Below are 16,324 nucleotides of genomic sequence, written 5' to 3'. Positions count from 1 at the left end.
CCCCTCTCCCTGACGCCACACCCCTCGAAGACACCGCGCCCCTCGAAGCCGCCACACCCCTACCGGCCGCCACGCCCTTACCGGCCACCGGCTCCCTCCCGGACACCGGCTCCCTCCCGGACGCCGCGCCTGGGTCGGGTACCCGGCCCTGACCGGCGGCTTGGGCGGGCGTCGTGCCCCGGCCGAGGGGCGGGCCCTCGCCGGGCCCACCGGCGTCGGGACGCGCGCCACGACGGCTCCTGGCCGCCTCCAGGGCGCGCCCGGCCTGGTCGATCGCGTTACACAGTTCCGCGGCGCCAGGGCCGCAGGGCTGGCTGATCCCCACGGACGCCTCCGCGCTCACGGCCGCCTCCCACGCCACACCCTCCGCCGCACCCTCGGCCGCCAGCGCCACGACCACACCCTCGCCCGGCACACCACGCGCCTGCTCGCCACCGACCGCAGGACCGCCACCCCCTTCGCGCGAACGATCACGACCGCTCCGACCGCTCCCGCCACCAGCGCCACCACCGTCGCCATCGGAGTCGCCGCCGAGCGTCGCGGCGAAACCGTGGGTCTCCAGGGTTTCCAGGGCGTCGGCGTCGGCCGCCAGAACCACCAGAGGCGCTTCGGGCAGCCGTCCGCCCAGCGCCCCGAGCACGGTGCGGGCCCGGTCCCACTCCCCCGCCAGCAACAACTCCAGCACCGACGTCCGCACGCGGCGCTCGGCGGCGAGCTGGGTCCTGCCCTGCTCCATGGCCAGGGTGAGCAGCGACCCCGCCGCGTTGATCACCGTGTGGGCCACCGGCGAGAACGCCTGCGGCGCCCCGACGGCGAAGAACCCCTTCGGCCGCGGCCCGCCACCGAGCGGCTGCAGCACGATGTGCCGTCCCGGCCCGGACAGCGCCAGGCTGGCGGGCAACCGTCCGGCACGCTCGCCCACCTGCGCCCCCGAGCCCGCCCCCGAGCCCGGTCCGGCGCCGCGCAGCCGGGCCAGCTCGCTCGTGACGGCGACCGTGTCGGCCCCGCGGGTGGCGTGGCGGACCTCGCCCGACTCGTCGAGGAGCGCGGCCCACCCGCCGACCTCCCTGGCCAGCCGGTCGATGACCGCGTGCATGCCCTCGGGCCGCAGCGCCGCCCGCGTCAGCCGGCCCTGGGCGGCGAAGGCGCGGCTGATCTCCTCGTACTGCTCGGCCGCCAGCAGTTCGCTGACCGCCTTGCCGATCGCGATGAACGGGGTCTCACGAGGCACCTCCAGCAACGGCAGCCCCGCCGCCTCCGCGGCCTCGACGAGGGCGGGCGGCACCTCCTCGTGCGAGACCCCGACGCCGAACCCGAGCCCGGCCACACCCCGGTGGACCAGGCGGGCCACGTAGCCCGTCAGGTCGCCCGCCATCCGCATGCCGGTGGTGAGCAGCAGTTCCCCGCCCTCCAGGTACGGCGTCGGGTCGGCGAGCTCGCTGACCGCGACCCAGCGCACCGGGGCGTCCAGCACCCCGGGACCCGTGGTCCCGGCCAGGGGCCGGAGGTTCATACGGCGCACGACGGTCTGTAGCGAAGGCGGCATGCGATATTTGTCCATTCCGGCAAAGACAGGCACCTCCAGTGTGACATATCGACGTATCGGTCCTGGTCGGCGCCCGCCGTAGCGTCAGAGACATGAGCATTCCCCAGGAGCGGCGCGTCGTGACCGCGATCCCAGGCCCCAAGTCCCAGGAGTTGCTGGCCCGCAAGCAGGCCGCCGTTCCGCCCGGCATCGGCGTCACGCTGCCGGTCTTCGTCACCAGGGCGGGCGGCGGCGTGCTCGAGGACGCCGACGGGAACTCGCTGATCGACTTCGGCTCCGGCATCGCCGTGACGAGCGTGGGCAACGCCGCGCCCAAGGTCGTCGAGCGGGTGCGCAAGCAGGTCGCCGACTTCACCCACACCTGTTTCATGGTCACCCCGTACGAGTCGTACGTGCGGGTCTGCGAGAAGCTGAACGAGCTGACGCCGGGCGACCACGAGAAGCGCACGTTCCTGGTGAACTCGGGCGCGGAGGCCGTCGAGAACGCGGTCAAGATCGCCAGGCATGCCACCGGCCGTCAGGGCGTCGTCGTGTTCGACCACGGCTACCACGGCCGCACGCTGCTCACGATGACGCTGACGGCCAAGAACATGCCGTACAAGCAGGGGTTCGGCCCGTTCGCGCCGGAGGTGTACCGGGTGCCGCTGGCCTACCCGTACCGCTGGCCGGGCGGCGCGGAGAACTGCGCGGAGGAGGCGGCCGAGCAGGCCATCGACCTGATCAACAAGCAGATCGGGGCGGGGAACGTGGCCGCCGTGGTGATCGAGCCGATCGCGGGCGAGGGCGGCTTCATCGTGCCGGCCAAGGGGTTCCTGCCGCGGATCGCGGAGTTCTGCCGGGCGAACGGGATCGTGTTCGTGGCCGACGAGGTGCAGACGGGCTTCGCGCGCACCGGGACGCTGTTCGCCTGCGAGGACGAGGACGTCGTCCCGGACATCATCACCACCGCCAAGGGCATCGCGGGCGGTCTGCCGCTGGCCGCGGTCACCGGGCGGGCGGAGATCATGGACAAGGTGCACTCCGGCGGGCTGGGCGGCACGTACGGCGGCAACCCGCTCGCCTGCGAGGCCGCGCTCGGCGTGCTGGAGACGATCGAGGCGGAGGACCTGGTCGCCAGGGCCCGCCGCATCGGCGAGATCATGCTGCCCCGGCTGGAGGCGCTCAAGGAGCGGTTCGACGTGATCGGCGACGTGCGCGGGCGCGGCGCGATGATCGCGATCGAGCTGGTCGAGCCCGGCACCAAGGAGCCGAACCCGGCCGCCGTGCAGGAGATCGTCCAGCGCTGTCACGCGGAGGGGCTGCTGGTGCTGACGGCCGGTACGTACGGGAACGTGCTGCGTTTCCTGCCCCCGCTGGTGATCCCGGAGCACCTGCTGGAGGAGGGCTTGGGGATCCTGGAGAAGGCGATCGCCGACCTCTAACCAAAATTAGACGAAACGGGCATCCAGCTTGGGCTGGATGCCCGTTTTTGTGGTGTAAACGCCGCCGGTCGGGTAGAGAATTCACCCTGACTTGACGCGCAGCTAGACGCTCACGGCCTCGGTCAGGGTTATAACGGTTGCGACATACGGTAGGGCGATGGCTGCTGGGAGCGTGATGAACTGGGGTCCGACCAGAACGGCGCGGAGCATGTTGACGTTCGACCCTGAGGGCCTGACCTCAGCCCAGCGCGACGGCGACGCCTGCGTCGTCTGCCACAAGAGGTGGCCGCGGCCCCGGGTACGGGTGGGCCGCCTGCCCGACGAATCCGCCGTACTGGCCTGCGCCGACTGCGCCGAGGCCCTCGTGCCCGCTCCCATGGCCACCGTCGTGGCCTTCCGGTCACGCTGACCGGCCCGCCCTCATCTCACGCTCCCCCGCTCCCGCCCGTTGCCGAGACGCCCCGGGACAGGGGGAAGGCCCGGGGCGCCTCTGACAGGCCACGCCCATCGGAGGGACGGACCCGTGACAGCTACGCGTGGGCCGGCTCACTCGGCGAGCTCGCGCCACCGATCGGCCCAGGCGGCATAGTCAGTGCATTCCCCATCCTCGCCCGCGCAACCCCCGGGCGGGCGCACCGCGAACTGCACCCTGTCGATCCGCTTGGCGTCGCCCACCCCGTACGTCTCGCACATCGCCCTGGCCCGGCCCTTGCACGCCTTCGGGTTGGCCGGCGCCATCCCCGCCCACGCCGCCGCGTCACGCTGGGCGTTGGCCGCGGTGACCCAGTTGAGCCACCGGTAGGCGCAGGCGGTGTCGGGGATGTTCGCCCCCAGCATCCAGGAGTCGACCCAGCCGGTGGTGGTGCGCGTCGCGACGGTCTCGACCGGCAGGCCGGACTTCTGCAGGAGCACCCGCAGGTACGGGGTGACCTGCGCGTAGTCGAGCGCCCCCGTGGCGAACCCCTTGACCAGGTCGATCGGGTTCTGCCAGTAGGTGCGGTCCTTGCCGCTCTCCAGCAGCGCCATCGCCTTGTCGAGGGCGGCCTCGCTCAGCTCGTACGGCTTCTTCGCCGAGCCCTCGGCCAGGGCCGCGTCGGCGATCGTCAGCGGGCTGTCCTTGAGCGCCGTGCGCCCGGAGGCGAACACGTCGTCCGGCCCCGCGCTCCCGGTCGTGGCGGGGCCGCGGACGAACTCGTGGTAACCCCACAGGTACGGCACCCCGTACGCCTTGCCCGACACCGTCGTCATCGCGCGGAACCGCTCGGTGAGGTCCTTGTAGTCGCTGACCTTGGCCGGCTCGACGGGCTGCACCAGCTTGTCCGCGATCAGGGCACCGGCCAGCGCCGGGCCGGCGGAGATGACGTCGTAGGAGCGCTGGGTGACCCGGGCGGCCATCTCCTCGGCGGTCTGCACGGTGTCGAGCCGGGCGATGCGGCAGCCGGTCTCCTTCTCGAACGTGCCCACCCAGTTGACCTTGGGGCTGACGCCGCCGTACTCGGCGTAGCCCCGGTAGGTGAGGATCTGCAGCGTGCCGTCGCTCTGCGTGGCGCTGGGCGAGGGCGACGGCGAGGTGGTCGGAGTCGGGGTCGGGGACGGGGTGGGCGTACCCATGCCGGTGACCAGCGCCGTCGCGACCAGCGCCAGGGCATGCGTACGGCGACGATTCACGTTGTCCCCCCTTGTCCGTCTGCTGGAGCTTACCGGTGACCGGACCAGGGGGGACGCCGTCGCGTGCCGGTGTTACCCGTTCGTGGGGAAGCCCAGGTTCACCCCGCCGTGCGAGGGATCGAGCCAGCGGGAGGTGACGACCTTGCCCCGGGTGTAGAAGTGCACGCCCTCGGTGCCGTGCACGTGCGTGTCCCCGAACAGGGAGGACTTCCAGCCGCCGAAGCTGTAGAAGGCCATCGGCACCGGGATCGGCACGTTGATGCCGACCATGCCGACCTCCACCTCGTTCTGGAAGCGCCGGGCCGCGCCGCCGTCGTTGGTGAAGATCGCGGTGCCGTTGCCGTACAGGCCGCCGTTGATCACTTCGAGGCCCTCCTCGTAGGAGGAGACGCGCACGATCGACAGCACGGGGCCGAAGATCTCCTCGGTGTGCGTGCGCGAGCCGGGGGGCACGTGGTCGAGCACGGTCGGGCCGAGCCAGAAGCCGGGCGTCTCCGCCGCCCTGCCGCCGCCCAGCACGGGCGTGTCGCGGCCGTCCACGACCAGCTTGGCGCCCTCCTCGACGCCCAGGTCGAGGTAGGAGGCCACCTTGTCACGGTGCGGCCCGGTGACCAGCGGCCCCATCTCCGACCTCGGGTCGTCGCCGGGGCCGATGGTCAGCCGGGCGACCCGCTCGACGATCTTCTCGACCAGTTCGTCGCCGATCGGGTCCACGGCCAGCACGACGGAGATCGCCATGCACCGCTCGCCCGCCGAGCCGAACCCGGCCGACACCGCCGAGTCGGCCACCAGGTCGAGATCGGCGTCCGGCAGCACGAGCATGTGGTTCTTGGCGCCGCCGAGCGCCTGGACGCGCTTGCCGTGCGCGGTGCCGCTCTCGTACACGTAGCGGGCGATGGGGGTGGAGCCGACGAACGACACGGCGCGCACGTCGGGGTGCTCCAGCAGCCGGTCGACGCTGACCTTGTCACCCTGCACGACGTTGAACACGCCGTCGGGCAGGCCGGCCTCCTGCCAGAGCCGCGCCATGAGCAGCGAGGCCGACGGGTCCCGCTCGGACGGCTTGAGCACGAACGTGTTCCCGCACGCGATCGCGACAGGGAACATCCACATCGGCACCATGACCGGGAAGTTGAACGGCGTGATGCCCGCCACCACGCCCAGCGGCTGCCTGATCGAGTAGGAGTCCACCCGGGTGGAGACGCCCTCGGAGAAGCCGCCCTTGAGCAGGTGCGGGATCCCGCAGGCGAACTCCACGACCTCCAGCCCGCGGGCCACCTCGCCGAGCGCGTCGGAGTGCACCTTGCCGTGCTCGGCGGAGATCAGCGCGGCCAGTTCGTCGCGGTGGGCGTACATGAGCTCGCGGAAGCGGAACAGCACGCCCGCCCGCTTGGTCAGCGACGCGTCCCGCCAGCCGGGGTAGGCGGCGGCGGCCGCCGCGACGGCGGTGTCCACGTCGGCGGCCGAGGCCAGCGTGACGTGGCCGCTCACCGCGCCGGTGGCCGGGTCGAAGAGCTCGGCGGCGCGGGCGGCGTCGCCGTCCGCGAGGACTCCGTTGATCCAGTGCTTGACGGACTTCACTGCGCCGCAGCCTCCGTGTTGATCGTTTCGAGGGCGGACACGATGATCCCGAGACCCTCGGTGGCCTCGTCCACCGTGAGCGTGAGGGGCGGGGCCATGCGGATGGCGGTGCCGTACAGGCCGCCCTTGCCCGCGAGCAGGCCCGCCTTCCTGGTCTCCTCCATGAAGCGGCCGGCCTGGGCGGGGGTCTGCAGCTCGATGGCGAACATCAGGCCCCTGCCGCGCACGTCCGTGACGACGGGCAGGCGCTCGGCGGCCTCCTTGAGCCCGCCGATGATGATCTCCCCGGTACGGGCGGCGTTGGCCTGGAGGTCGTGGTCGAGCACGAAGTCGAGGGTGGCGTTGGCGGCGGCCATGGAGATCGGGTTGCCGCCAAAGGTGGACAGGCCGACGGCGTGCGGGCCGTCCATGAGGTCGCCGCGCGCCACCAGGCCGCCGACGGCGAAGCCGTTCCCCAGCCCCTTGGCGAACGTGATCATGTCGGGGGTCACGCCGTGGTTGCCGATGCCGAAGAACGAGCTGCCGGTGCGGCCCCACCCGGTCTGCACCTCGTCGGAGATGAACAGGATGCCCTGCTCGTCCAGCACCTCCTTGTAGGCGGCGAACAGCCCATCGGGGGCCATCGTGAACCCGCCGACGCCCTGGATCGGCTCGGCGATCAGCGCCGCCACGTCGTCGGACACGGACGTGGCCAGCACGTGGCGCAGGTCGTCCACGCACGCCTGGATGTAGTCGGCGTCCGACAGGCCCTTGAACTGGGTCAGGTGCCGGTCGGCCCCGTGCAGGAAGTGCACGTTGAGCGGGGAGAGCGAGCTGTTCTTCCACGCCCGGTTGGAGGTGACGCTGATCGCGCCGAAGCTGCGCCCGTGGTAGCTCTGGCGCATGGCCAGCACCTGGTCGCTCCTGCGCGCGTACGTGGCCAGCAGCAGCGCCGTCTCGTTGGCCTCGGTGCCGGAGTTGGTGAAGAAGACCTTGGCGTCGGGGATGCCGGACAGGCGGGCGATCTTCTCGGCCAGCTCGATCTGGCCGCGCAGCAGGTAGACGGTGCTGGTGTGCACCACGCCGGTGGCGAGCTGACGCTCCACGGCCTCGCGTACCTCGGGGACGTCGTACCCGATCATGTTGGTCAGGATCCCGGCGAAGAAGTCGAGGTAACTCTTGCCGTCAGCGTCGATGACACGGTTGCCCTTGCCGCTGACGAGCTCGATGGGGTCGTTGTAGTTGAGGGCCAGCCAGTTCGGCATCACTGCCCGGTGGCGCGCGAGAAGCTCCGACATGTTACCGAGTATCCCTTTTCAAGCTGTGGCTTCCTATTTGCAATGTGTCGGCGTCCGTGAGACTTGCCTTACATGATGTCACAGCGTCCCGGACGGTGAACTTCCCATGAGCACGGCGGGCACGCCACCATGATCGGCGTGCTTCGTAGACTCCTGGCCGGCGCGGCCATCACGGTGATCGTCGCCTCGATCGGCCTGGCCTGGGCCTCCCCCGGCGGGCTGGAGGCGGCGAGCTGGGTGGCGGCCGTCATCGGCGCGGCCGTGATCGTCGCGACGATCGTCGGCTGGGCCCGCCGCCCGCCCGTCCTCGCCGTCTCGACGCCCGAGCAGGTGGCGGCCGCCCAGCAACTCCTGGCCGACCGGGTGCTGCGGCAGTGGGAGGAGGAGGCCAAGGTCCGCGGGCTGTTCTCCCCCGACCCGCTGTCGGTGCGCTGGCGGCTGGGCGAGCCGGGCCTGATGGACCACGCCCGGCACATCGCCTCCGGCGAGCGCCTGCACTTCACCGCCGCCGCCGACCAGGTGGGCGAGATGGTGACGGCCCTGCGCGGCCTGCTCCTGCGCCGCCTCCTGCTCGACCGCGAGCCGGGCGAGCCGATCCCCGTCCTGCTCACGCTGTCGGCCTGGGACCCGACCGGCGAACGCTTCCCGTCCTGGCTGGCGCGCCGGCTGGCCCAGGACTACCCGGAGCTGCGCGCCGGGGAGTTCGGCCCCACGGCCGTGAAGGACCTGGTGGCGGGCGGCCGGGTGCTGCCCGTGCTCGACGGCCTCGACGAACTGCCCGCCCGGCAGCGCAACCAGGTGGTCAGGGCGCTCAACTCCACGCTGACCGACCGTGACGGCTTCGTGCTGACCTGCCGCACGGCCGAGTTCCGCGAGACCGTCGAGGAGGAGGGCGCGCACGTCCTGAGCGCCGCGGCGGTGATCGAGCCCGAGACGCTCGGGGCCGACGAGGTGGCCGGCTACCTCACCGCGTGCCTGCCTCCAGAGCCGGGCGGAAGCTGGCCCGAGCTGCTGCGCCGGCTGGACGACCCCGGCGACGTGCTGCGCGAGAGCATCGACACCGCCCTGATGGTCTGGCTGATCCGGGTCGGCTACGTGGACCCGGGCGCCGACCCCGCGCGACTGCTGGAGCTCTCCGACGCCGGATCCGCCCGGCTGCACCTCCTCGACCACGCGGTCCCGGCGCTGGTCGCCACCGGCCCCGCCGCCGGTCCCGCCATCGGCCCGTTCCGCTCCCGCCGGGCCTGGCCCCTGCACCGGGTCCGGCAGTGGCTCGCGCTGCTCGCCGCGCACCTGACCTTCTGGGAGACCCGCGAGCTGGCCTGGTGGAGCATCTACGACCTGGTCCCCCGCGGCCGGATCGCGACCGGGCTGGGCCTCGTCGCCGGCGTGGCCGCGGCACTGGCCACCGGGGCGGGCTGGTGGGCCGCGGGGGGCAGCCCCGCCTCGTCGATCGCGGCGGGCGCCTGCCTCGGACTGCTCGCGGGCGCCGCCATCGGCGTGGCGCTGCACAGGGAGGCGGGGGACGTGTCGCTGGACGACGTCAGCGACATCCTCGACTACGACGAGTTCGACGCGTTCGAGATCGGCGACCTGGGCCACCACACGCTCGTCGGCTCCGCGTCCGCCCTCGTGGCGTGGGTGGCGCTCGGGACGCTCGGCGGCGCCGGGCTGTGGGCGAGCGGCCTGCTGGGCTCGTGGCTGGGCGGCGGCCCCGCCCTGCTGAGCCTGGCCGAGGCCGTGGCCTTCGCCGCGGCGTTCGGCCTGCCCATGGTGCTCGCGGTGCCGCCGGCGGCGGCGTTCGTGTCGTGGCTGCACCGGGTGAGCGTGCTGCTGGACCCGGCCGCCTCGTACCGGGGGCAGGGGGTGCTCACGCTCGCGTTCGCCGTCCTGTTCACCGGGTCGTTGCTGGCCGCCGGGTGGCTGGGCCGCCTGTTCCTGCTCTCCGGGCCCGACGGGCCGCTGCGCGCGGCGGCGGGCGGAGCGGCGGGCGGCCTCGTCGTCACCGTGACCGTCGCCGCCCTGCTCGCCTTCACCAACGTGGCCTGGCCCGTGTTCACCGTCGCCTCCGCGCTGCTCGCGATCTCGCGGCGGCTGCCCTGGCGGCTGATGGCCTTCCTGGCGGACATGCACCGCGTCGGCATGTTGCGCCAGACCGGACGCCTGTACCAGTTCCGGCACGCCGCGCTCCAGGACCGCCTGACCGCCCCCGCGGAAACCTGACCCGGACGGAGACCTGACCTAGCCGACCTGCGCCGGCTCGGGCGCGGCGGGCGTCGGGGCGGCCGGGCGCAGCACCGTGACGGCGAGCAGCGCGGCGGCCACGCAGAAGCCGGCCCCCACCCACGACCCCAGGTGCATGGCGGAGGTGAACGCCTGGCCGGCGGCTTCGCCGAAGCCCAGGGTGTGGGCCCCGCCGATCGACTCCCTGGCCGCGTGGGGCAGTCCGGCGGGCATCTCCGAGGTGTACCGCCCGGCCAGGACGCTGCCCAGGACGGCGATGCTGAGCGCCATGCCGACCTGCTGGACGGTGTCGTTCATCGCGGAGCCGACACCCGCGTGGTCCACCGGGATCGCCCCCATCAGCGAGGCGTAGGCCGACGGCCCAGCCAGCCCGCCGCCGATCCCCATGATCACCAACCCGGTGAGCAGCGGCAGGTAGCCGGTGGTCACGGCCATGACGGCGAAGCCGCCGGCCATGAACAGCAGCCCGGCGCCGACCAGCACCCGGTTGCTGAGCTTCTTGCCCAGGCCCGCGCCCACCCCGTTGAAGATCGCGGCGGCCACGGCGTAGGGCAGCATGGCCAGACCGGCCTGCATCTCCCCGTAGCCCAGCACGAACTGCAGGTACTGGGTCAGCATCAGCATCACCGCGCCCGCGCCGAACGACATGAGCAGGATCGAGAACGACGCGCCGCTGAAGTTGCGGTTGGCGAACAGGAAGAGCGGCATCATCGGCTCCTCCCGCGTGCGCTCCCAGAGCACGAACGCGGCCAGGGCGACCACGGCCACCGCGATGACCGGGATGTTCCACTCGCGCTCGATGATCACGTACACGGCGGAGGTCAGGCCGACGATCGACAGCAGCACGCCCACGGGGTCGATCCTGCGGGCCGGGCTGCGGCTCTCCGGCATCAGGACGAGGGCCGCCACGATGGCGATCGCCGCGATCGGGACGTTCAGCAGGAAGACCGAGCCCCACCAGTAGTGCTCCAGCAGGAAGCCGCCCAGCGTCGGGCCCGAGACCATGCCGACCAGGGCCACGGCGCTCCAGACGGCCATGGCCTTGCGCCGCTCGGCCTCCTCGGCGAACACGGTCATGAGGATCGACAGGGTGGACGGCATGACGAGCGAGCCGCCGACGCCCATCAGGAAGCGGGCGCCGATGAGCTGCCACGGCTCGGTGACCAGCACGGCCAGCAGCGACGCGCCGCCGAAGAAGACCAGGCCGACGACCAGGAAGCGGCGGCGGCCGTACTTGTCGGACAGGCTGCCGGCCGTGAGCAGTAATCCGGCGAAGGCCAGCACGTACGCGTCGATGATCCATTGGATGTCCGACGGGGTGGCGCCCATCTCCTGGTTCAGCGACGGGATGGCCAGGTTCAGCACGGTGTTGTCGATGAGCAGCACCAGCAGCGCGAGGCAGAGTGCGGCGAGAATCCACCAGCGACGGGGTTCTCGTACGGTGTTCGAGTTCACTCGCACACCGTACGACAATCCTCGTACGGTGTGCGAGTGGATTTATCCTTGTGCGTATGACAGGCAAGTCGTTCTCCTCGGTGTGGCTGCGCGAACCTCGTAAGGCCGGCGGTCCTGGCCGCAGCAGGGAGGAGATCGTCAAGGCCGCCGTCGAGCTGCTCGACGAGGAGGGGCTCCAGGGCCTGAGCATGCGCAAGCTCGGCGCGAAGCTGAGCGCCGGGGCCACCAGCGTCTACTGGTACGTCGCCAACAAGGACGAGCTGCTGGAGCTGGCCTACGACGAGGTGTGGCGGATGATGACCGTGCCCGACCCCGAGGAGGTGGGCTGGCGCGACTCCGCCGCCGCCCTGGCCCACAGCATGCGCCGGGTGATCCTGCGCTACCCGTGGGCGGCCGACCTCATCGGCCGGATGCCCGCGCTCGGCCCCAACGCGATGCGCGTCGCCAACGGCATGCGCAAGATGTTCGACCTGGCCGGGTTCCGGGGGCTGGACATCGACTTCGCCAACTCCACGCTGACCGCCTACGTGTTCGGCATGACCATCCCGGAGGTCGCCTGGAACGCCACGATGGGCGACCTGGACGACTACGACGCCGACAAGACGCGCGAGATGGTCCGCAAGGCCGCGGCCGACTACCCCGACATGCTCAAGCGCATCGACATGGGCTCCTACGAGGATCCGGCGTACATGCGCGAGCTGTGTTTCGACTTCGGTCTGGTGTCGCTGCTCGACGGTCTTGAGCGACGGCTGACGACGTAGCAGGATCCGGGCATGAGCGTTTTCCGTGCCGCCCGCGACTTCCTGCTCGGGGCCGACGCCGCCACCGCCCGCCGCGACTTCCGCTGGCCGCAGCTCGGCGAGTTCAACTGGGCGCTCGACTGGTTCGACGGCGTCCTGGCCGCCGAGACCCCCGACGCCGTCGCCCTCAAGATCGTGGGCGCGAGCAGCGCCACCTACACCTTCGCCGGGCTGTCGGCCCGCTCCAACCAGGTCGCCAACTGGCTGCACGAGCAGGGGGTGCGGCGGGGCGACCGGATCCTGCTCATGCTGGGCAACCAGGCCGAGCTGTGGGAGTCGCTGCTGGCCGCGATGAAGCTGGGGGCGGCCATCATCCCCGCCACCACGCTGCTGACCGGCAAGGACGTCGCCGAGCGGATCGCGCGCGGGCGCGTGTCGCACGTCATCGCCAACGCGGCCGACGCCGGGAAGTTCGGGCCCGGCGAGTACACGAGGATCGCCGTGGGGGACGCCTACAACTGGCTGCCGTACCACGACGCGTACGAGGCGTACGAGCGCTTTGAGCCCGACGCGCCGACCCGCGCGGACGACACGCTGCTGCTCTACTTCACCTCCGGCACCACCTCGCAGCCGAAGCTGGTCGAGCACACGCACGCCTCCTACCCGGCCGGGCACCTGTCGACGATGTTCTGGATCGGGGTGCGCCCCGGCGACGTGCACCTGAACGTGTCCTCGCCCGGCTGGGCCAAGCACGCCTGGAGCAACGTCTTCGCCCCGTGGAACGCCGGGGCGACCGTGCTCGTCCACGACTACGAGCGCTTCTCCGCGCCCGCGCTGCTGGAGGTGCTGCGGGAGCAGCGGGTGTCGACGTTCTGCGCGCCGCCGACGGTGTGGCGGATGCTCATCCAGGAGGACCTGGCCGCCTGGAAGCTGCCGCTGCGCACGGCCGTGGCCGCCGGCGAGCCGCTCAACCCCGAGATCATCGACCAGGTGGCCAAGGCGTGGGGCATCACGATCCGCGACGGCTACGGCCAGACGGAGAGCACCGCCCAGATCGGCAACGCCCCCGACGAGCCGGTCCGGCCGGGCTCCATGGGGCTGCCGCTGCCCGGTTACGACGTCGTGCTGATCGACCCGGTGACGGGCCGGCAGGGGGACGACGGCGAGATCTGCCTGCCGCTGGACGCCCGCCGCCCCCTCGGCCTCATGTCCGGATATGTCGGTGGATCAAGTGATGCGATGCGCGACGGCTTCTACCACACCGGCGACGTCGCCGCCCGCGACGCCGACGGCTACATCACGTACGTGGGCCGGACCGACGACGTCTTCAAGGCCTCCGACTACCGCATCTCGCCGTTCGAGCTGGAGAGCGTGCTGCTGGAGCACGCGGCCGTGGCCGAGGCGGCCGTGGTGCCGGCGCCCGACCCGGTGCGCCTGGCCGTGCCGAAGGCGTACGTGACGCTCGCCCCGGGGTTCGAGCCGGACGGCGAGACCGCCCGGTCGATCTTCGAGCACTGCCGCAGGGAGCTGGCCCCGTACAAGCGGGTGCGGCGACTGGAGTTCGGCGAACTGCCCAAGACGATCTCGGGCAAGATCCGCCGCGTCGAGCTACGGGTGCGCGAACCCCGCCAGGAGTTCCGGGAGGAAGACCTCACCCCATGACAAGGGGCGCAAAGTGTAAATCGACCCATGGCCGTTCTTACAGGATGATCGGCTAGGCTCTGCCCCGTGCTCCCCACCATCGCCGACGTCCTCGCCCTGGAGACCGTACGCCGGGGCAGCCCGCGCGTGGTCGCGGGCTCCGACCGGCTCGACACGAGGGTGCGGTGGGTGCACGTCGGCGAGATCGCCGACATCGCCCACCTGCTGCGCGGCGGGGAACTGGTGCTCACCACGGGGGTGGCCCTGCCGGAGGATCCGGAGAAGCTCGCCGACTACATCGGCGAGCTGTCCTCCGTGGGCGCCTCGGGGCTGATCGTCGAGCTGGGCCGCAGGTTCGTCCGCGAGCTGCCGCGGGCCGTGGTCAAGTCGGCCGAGGAGCACGGCTTCCCGGTCATCGTGCTGACCCGCGAGACACCGTTCGTGCAGATCACCGAGTCGGTGCACGCGCGCATCATCGACATCCAGCTAGAGGAGCTGCGGGCCTCCGAGCAGTTGCACGAGGTCTTCACCGAGCTGTCGGTCGAAGGCGCCTCGCCGGCCGAGGTGCTGGCCCAGGTGGCGCGGCTGTCGGGGCGGCCCGTGCTGCTGGAGAACCTCGCCCACCAGGTGCTGGCCGCCGAGTCGGCGGGGCGCGACGCGGGGGCCCTGCTGGCGGGGTGGGAGAGCAGGTCGCGGGCGGTGGCCCCGGCCGAGCGCACCGCGTACGACCCGGCAGCCGGCTGGCTGGTCACCACGGTCGGGGCGCGCGGCCAGGACTGGGGGCGGCTGATCCTGCTCTGCGACGTGCCGCCCTCGCCGCGCGACCTGGTGCTGGCCGAGCGCGCGGCCACCACGCTCGCCCTGGGCCGCCTGCTGGAGCGCCACCAGGAGTCGCTGGAACGGCAGGCGCACGGCACGATCATCACCGGCATCCTGACCCACGCCTACGCCGATCCCGACGAGGCCGCCGCCCGCGCCCGCGCCGTGGGCGTGCCGCTCACGGGGCGCAAGCTGGTCAGCGTGGTCATCCGGCCCACCGAGCACGTCGAGCAGGCGCTCGACGGCCAGGCCCAGCTCGGCGAGCTGGCCGAGGCCACCGCCGCGGCCTGCCGCGACGCCCGCCTGCCCGCCCTCGTGGGCGCGCTCGACCAGGAGCGGGTGGGGGTGCTGCTGCCGCTCCCGCCGCGCACGCAGGCCGAGCCCGCGCTGACCTCGCTGTCGGAGCGGCTGCGCGTGCTGTGGGGCCCCGGCACCGCGTTCGTGCTGGCGGCGGGCTCGGTGGTGGAGTCCATCAGAGACGTGCGGCGCAGCTTCCTCGAAGCCGAGCAGGTGGCCGACGTCGCGGTGCGCCAGCCCGACGGCCGCCCCTTCTACCGGCTGCCCGACCTGCGCCTGCGCGGGCTGCTGCACCTGCTGCGCGACGACGCCCGGCTGCAGACGTTCGCCGAACGGGAGCTGGGCCCGCTGCTGGCCCACGACGCGCAGCGGGGCGGCGACCTGACCCGTATCCTGCGCGTCTATCTCGACTCGGGCCGTAACAAGGCCGTCGCGGCGCAGAAGGCGCACCTGTCCAGGCCCGCCTTCTACGACCGGCTGCGCCGTCTCGAACGCATCCTCGAGACCGACCTCGACGACGTCGAGTCCTGCCTTTCGCTGCACGTGGCCCTGCTGGCCCTGGAGTCCTTCCGCAGGGAAGCCCGCTGATGTGCTGGAATGGGCGATATGTCTGATGTGTTGATGCCCGAACCGGCCGATCTCGGCCGCATGCTCGCCACCGCGGGAGCCTTCGCCGTACCCGTCCACGACGTCCGGCTGACCCCCGACGCGCTCGACCCCGAGCAGATCGTCGCGGGCGACCCCGTCGTCTCCTCCCTGGAGCTCGGCGACGGCCGGGGCATCCGGGAGATCACCCCCGGCGTCGTGATGGACGTCGAACGCGACGAGATCTTCGTCGTCCTGTCCGGCAGCGCCACGATCGCCGTCGAGGGCGGCACCACGATCGAGGTGAGCCCCGGCGACGTGTGCCTGCTCTCCGAGGGCGCGAAGACCACCTGGATCGTGCACGAGACGCTGCGCAAGGTGTACCAGACGCGATAGCGCCTACGTACCTTCGGGGGTGTGCCCCTCTTCTTCAACCCCTTCGAGGCCGTGGCTCACCGGCTGTCGATCGTGCCCCCGATGTTCGACTACTTCGGCGCCATGGGCCTGCACGCGCTCATCGCGGCGGCCCGCGCGGGGATCTTCGACGCCCTGCGCGAGCACCCCCGCGCGGGCGGCGACCTGGCCACCGCGCTCGACCTCGACCCCCGTGCCGCCGACGCGCTGTTACGCGCCCTGACCGGGCTCGGCTATCTGCGGGCCAGGCGCGGGCGCTACCGGCTGACCCGCACCGCGCGGCGCTGGTTCACCACCGACTCACCGACCTCGCTGCTCCCGGGCCTGACGTTCTGGGAACGTTCCGCCGGCACGATCTGGCCCGGACTGGAGCAGGCGGCCCGCGGCGGCGAGCCGGCCACGCCGTTCTACGCGGCGCTGGCGGGCGACCCCGAGCTGTCCCGCTCGTTCCACGCCTGGACGGCCGCCATGGCGAGCCTCCAGGCGCCCGCCGCGGCCCGCGGCATCCCCGTGCCGCGCGCCGCCCGGCACGTGCTCGACCTGGGCGGCGGCCACGGGCTGTTCAGCCTGGCGCTGCTGCGCCGCCACCCGGAACTGCGCGCCACCGTGATCGACCTGCCCCACGCGCTGGAGGAC

Annotated in this window: 13 protein-coding genes; 8 read left to right on the top strand and 5 right to left on the bottom strand. The window is 72.2% G+C overall.

Going from position 1 to position 16,324, the window contains the following annotated elements:
- A partial coding sequence (locus FAF44_RS44320; protein WP_237109455.1) for a PucR family transcriptional regulator ligand-binding domain-containing protein occupies positions 1-1,513 on the bottom strand: 1,513 nt, incomplete at its 3' end.
- 125 nt (positions 1,514-1,638) lie between these two features.
- On the opposite strand from FAF44_RS44320, the gene gabT reads away from it, so the two are divergent.
- Both gabT and FAF44_RS44310 read left to right on the top strand, forming a co-directional pair.
- Positions 1,639-2,967: a 4-aminobutyrate--2-oxoglutarate transaminase gene (gabT, locus tag FAF44_RS44315; RefSeq protein WP_237109454.1), complete on the top strand. Its 1,329-nt coding sequence runs from the start codon at positions 1,639-1,641 to the stop codon at positions 2,965-2,967.
- Positions 2,968-3,124: 157 nt separating this feature from the next.
- Positions 3,125-3,376: a hypothetical protein gene (locus FAF44_RS44310; protein ID WP_237109453.1), complete on the top strand. Its 252-nt coding sequence runs from the start codon at positions 3,125-3,127 to the stop codon at positions 3,374-3,376.
- 137 nt (positions 3,377-3,513) lie between these two features.
- On the opposite strand, the gene FAF44_RS44305 is transcribed toward FAF44_RS44310, so the two are convergent.
- The 3 genes from FAF44_RS44305 to FAF44_RS44295 form a co-directional block, all read right to left on the bottom strand.
- Positions 3,514-4,635 carry an extracellular solute-binding protein gene (locus tag FAF44_RS44305; RefSeq protein ID WP_237109452.1) on the bottom strand — a complete coding sequence of 374 codons (1,122 nt, stop codon included), beginning with the start codon at positions 4,633-4,635 and terminating at the stop codon, positions 3,514-3,516.
- Between the two features lie 72 nt (positions 4,636-4,707).
- On the bottom strand, positions 4,708-6,216 hold the full coding sequence (locus FAF44_RS44300) for a CoA-acylating methylmalonate-semialdehyde dehydrogenase (protein WP_237109451.1): 1,509 nt from the start codon (positions 6,214-6,216) through the stop codon (positions 4,708-4,710).
- Entirely contained in the window at positions 6,213-7,493 is a 1,281-nt protein-coding gene (locus tag FAF44_RS44295; RefSeq protein WP_237109450.1) for an aspartate aminotransferase family protein, read from the bottom strand. The genes FAF44_RS44300 and FAF44_RS44295 overlap by 4 nt, the downstream gene beginning before the upstream one ends.
- A 138-nt stretch (positions 7,494-7,631) precedes the next feature.
- On the opposite strand from FAF44_RS44295, the gene FAF44_RS44290 reads away from it, so the two are divergent.
- Positions 7,632-9,716, top strand: a complete 2,085-nt coding sequence (locus FAF44_RS44290) for a hypothetical protein (RefSeq protein WP_237109449.1) — start codon at positions 7,632-7,634, stop codon at positions 9,714-9,716.
- An 18-nt stretch (positions 9,717-9,734) separates the two neighbouring features.
- Here FAF44_RS44290 and FAF44_RS44285 read toward each other — a convergent pair whose 3' ends face one another.
- Positions 9,735-11,192, bottom strand: a complete 1,458-nt coding sequence (locus FAF44_RS44285) for an MFS transporter (RefSeq protein ID WP_237109448.1) — start codon at positions 11,190-11,192, stop codon at positions 9,735-9,737.
- Positions 11,193-11,248: 56 nt separating this feature from the next.
- Between FAF44_RS44285 and FAF44_RS44280 the strand changes: the two genes are divergently transcribed.
- From FAF44_RS44280 to FAF44_RS44260, 5 genes are all read left to right on the top strand, one after another.
- On the top strand, positions 11,249-11,953 hold the full coding sequence (locus FAF44_RS44280) for a TetR/AcrR family transcriptional regulator C-terminal domain-containing protein (RefSeq protein ID WP_237109447.1): 705 nt from the start codon (positions 11,249-11,251) through the stop codon (positions 11,951-11,953).
- 12 nt (positions 11,954-11,965) lie between these two features.
- Positions 11,966-13,594 (top strand): AMP-binding protein, encoded by a 1,629-nt coding sequence (locus FAF44_RS44275; protein ID WP_237109445.1) that lies wholly within the window; start codon positions 11,966-11,968, stop codon positions 13,592-13,594.
- Positions 13,595-13,660: 66 nt separating this feature from the next.
- Positions 13,661-15,277: a PucR family transcriptional regulator ligand-binding domain-containing protein gene (locus tag FAF44_RS44270; RefSeq protein ID WP_237109444.1), complete on the top strand. Its 1,617-nt coding sequence runs from the start codon at positions 13,661-13,663 to the stop codon at positions 15,275-15,277.
- Positions 15,278-15,295: 18 nt separating this feature from the next.
- On the top strand, positions 15,296-15,670 hold the full coding sequence (locus tag FAF44_RS44265; protein ID WP_237109442.1) for a cupin domain-containing protein: 375 nt from the start codon (positions 15,296-15,298) through the stop codon (positions 15,668-15,670).
- 21 nt (positions 15,671-15,691) lie between these two features.
- Positions 15,692-16,324: class I SAM-dependent methyltransferase (locus FAF44_RS44260; RefSeq protein WP_308193493.1), on the top strand; the 633-nt coding region annotated here is incomplete at its 3' end.

Source organism: Nonomuraea sp. MG754425, assembly GCF_021699195.1.
GTDB lineage: Bacteria > Actinomycetota > Actinomycetes > Streptosporangiales > Streptosporangiaceae > Nonomuraea.
The sequence above is the reverse complement of the archived record's forward strand: the minus strand, read 5'-3'. Positions and strand labels throughout refer to the sequence as shown.

What these genes read in the sequence shown, in the direction of transcription:
- FAF44_RS44265 (WP_237109442.1), top strand. Translation starts at nt 15,296, where the DNA reads ATGTCTGATGTGTTGATGCCCGAACCGGCCGATCTCGGCCGCATGCTC.
- gabT (WP_237109454.1), top strand. Translation starts at nt 1,639, where the DNA reads ATGAGCATTCCCCAGGAGCGGCGCGTCGTGACCGCGATCCCAGGCCCC.
- FAF44_RS44310 (WP_237109453.1), top strand. Translation starts at nt 3,125, where the DNA reads ATGGCTGCTGGGAGCGTGATGAACTGGGGTCCGACCAGAACGGCGCGG.
- FAF44_RS44280 (WP_237109447.1), top strand. Translation starts at nt 11,249, where the DNA reads ATGACAGGCAAGTCGTTCTCCTCGGTGTGGCTGCGCGAACCTCGTAAG.
- FAF44_RS44275 (WP_237109445.1), top strand. Translation starts at nt 11,966, where the DNA reads ATGAGCGTTTTCCGTGCCGCCCGCGACTTCCTGCTCGGGGCCGACGCC.
- FAF44_RS44295 (WP_237109450.1), bottom strand. Translation starts at nt 7,493, where the DNA reads ATGTCGGAGCTTCTCGCGCGCCACCGGGCAGTGATGCCGAACTGGCTG.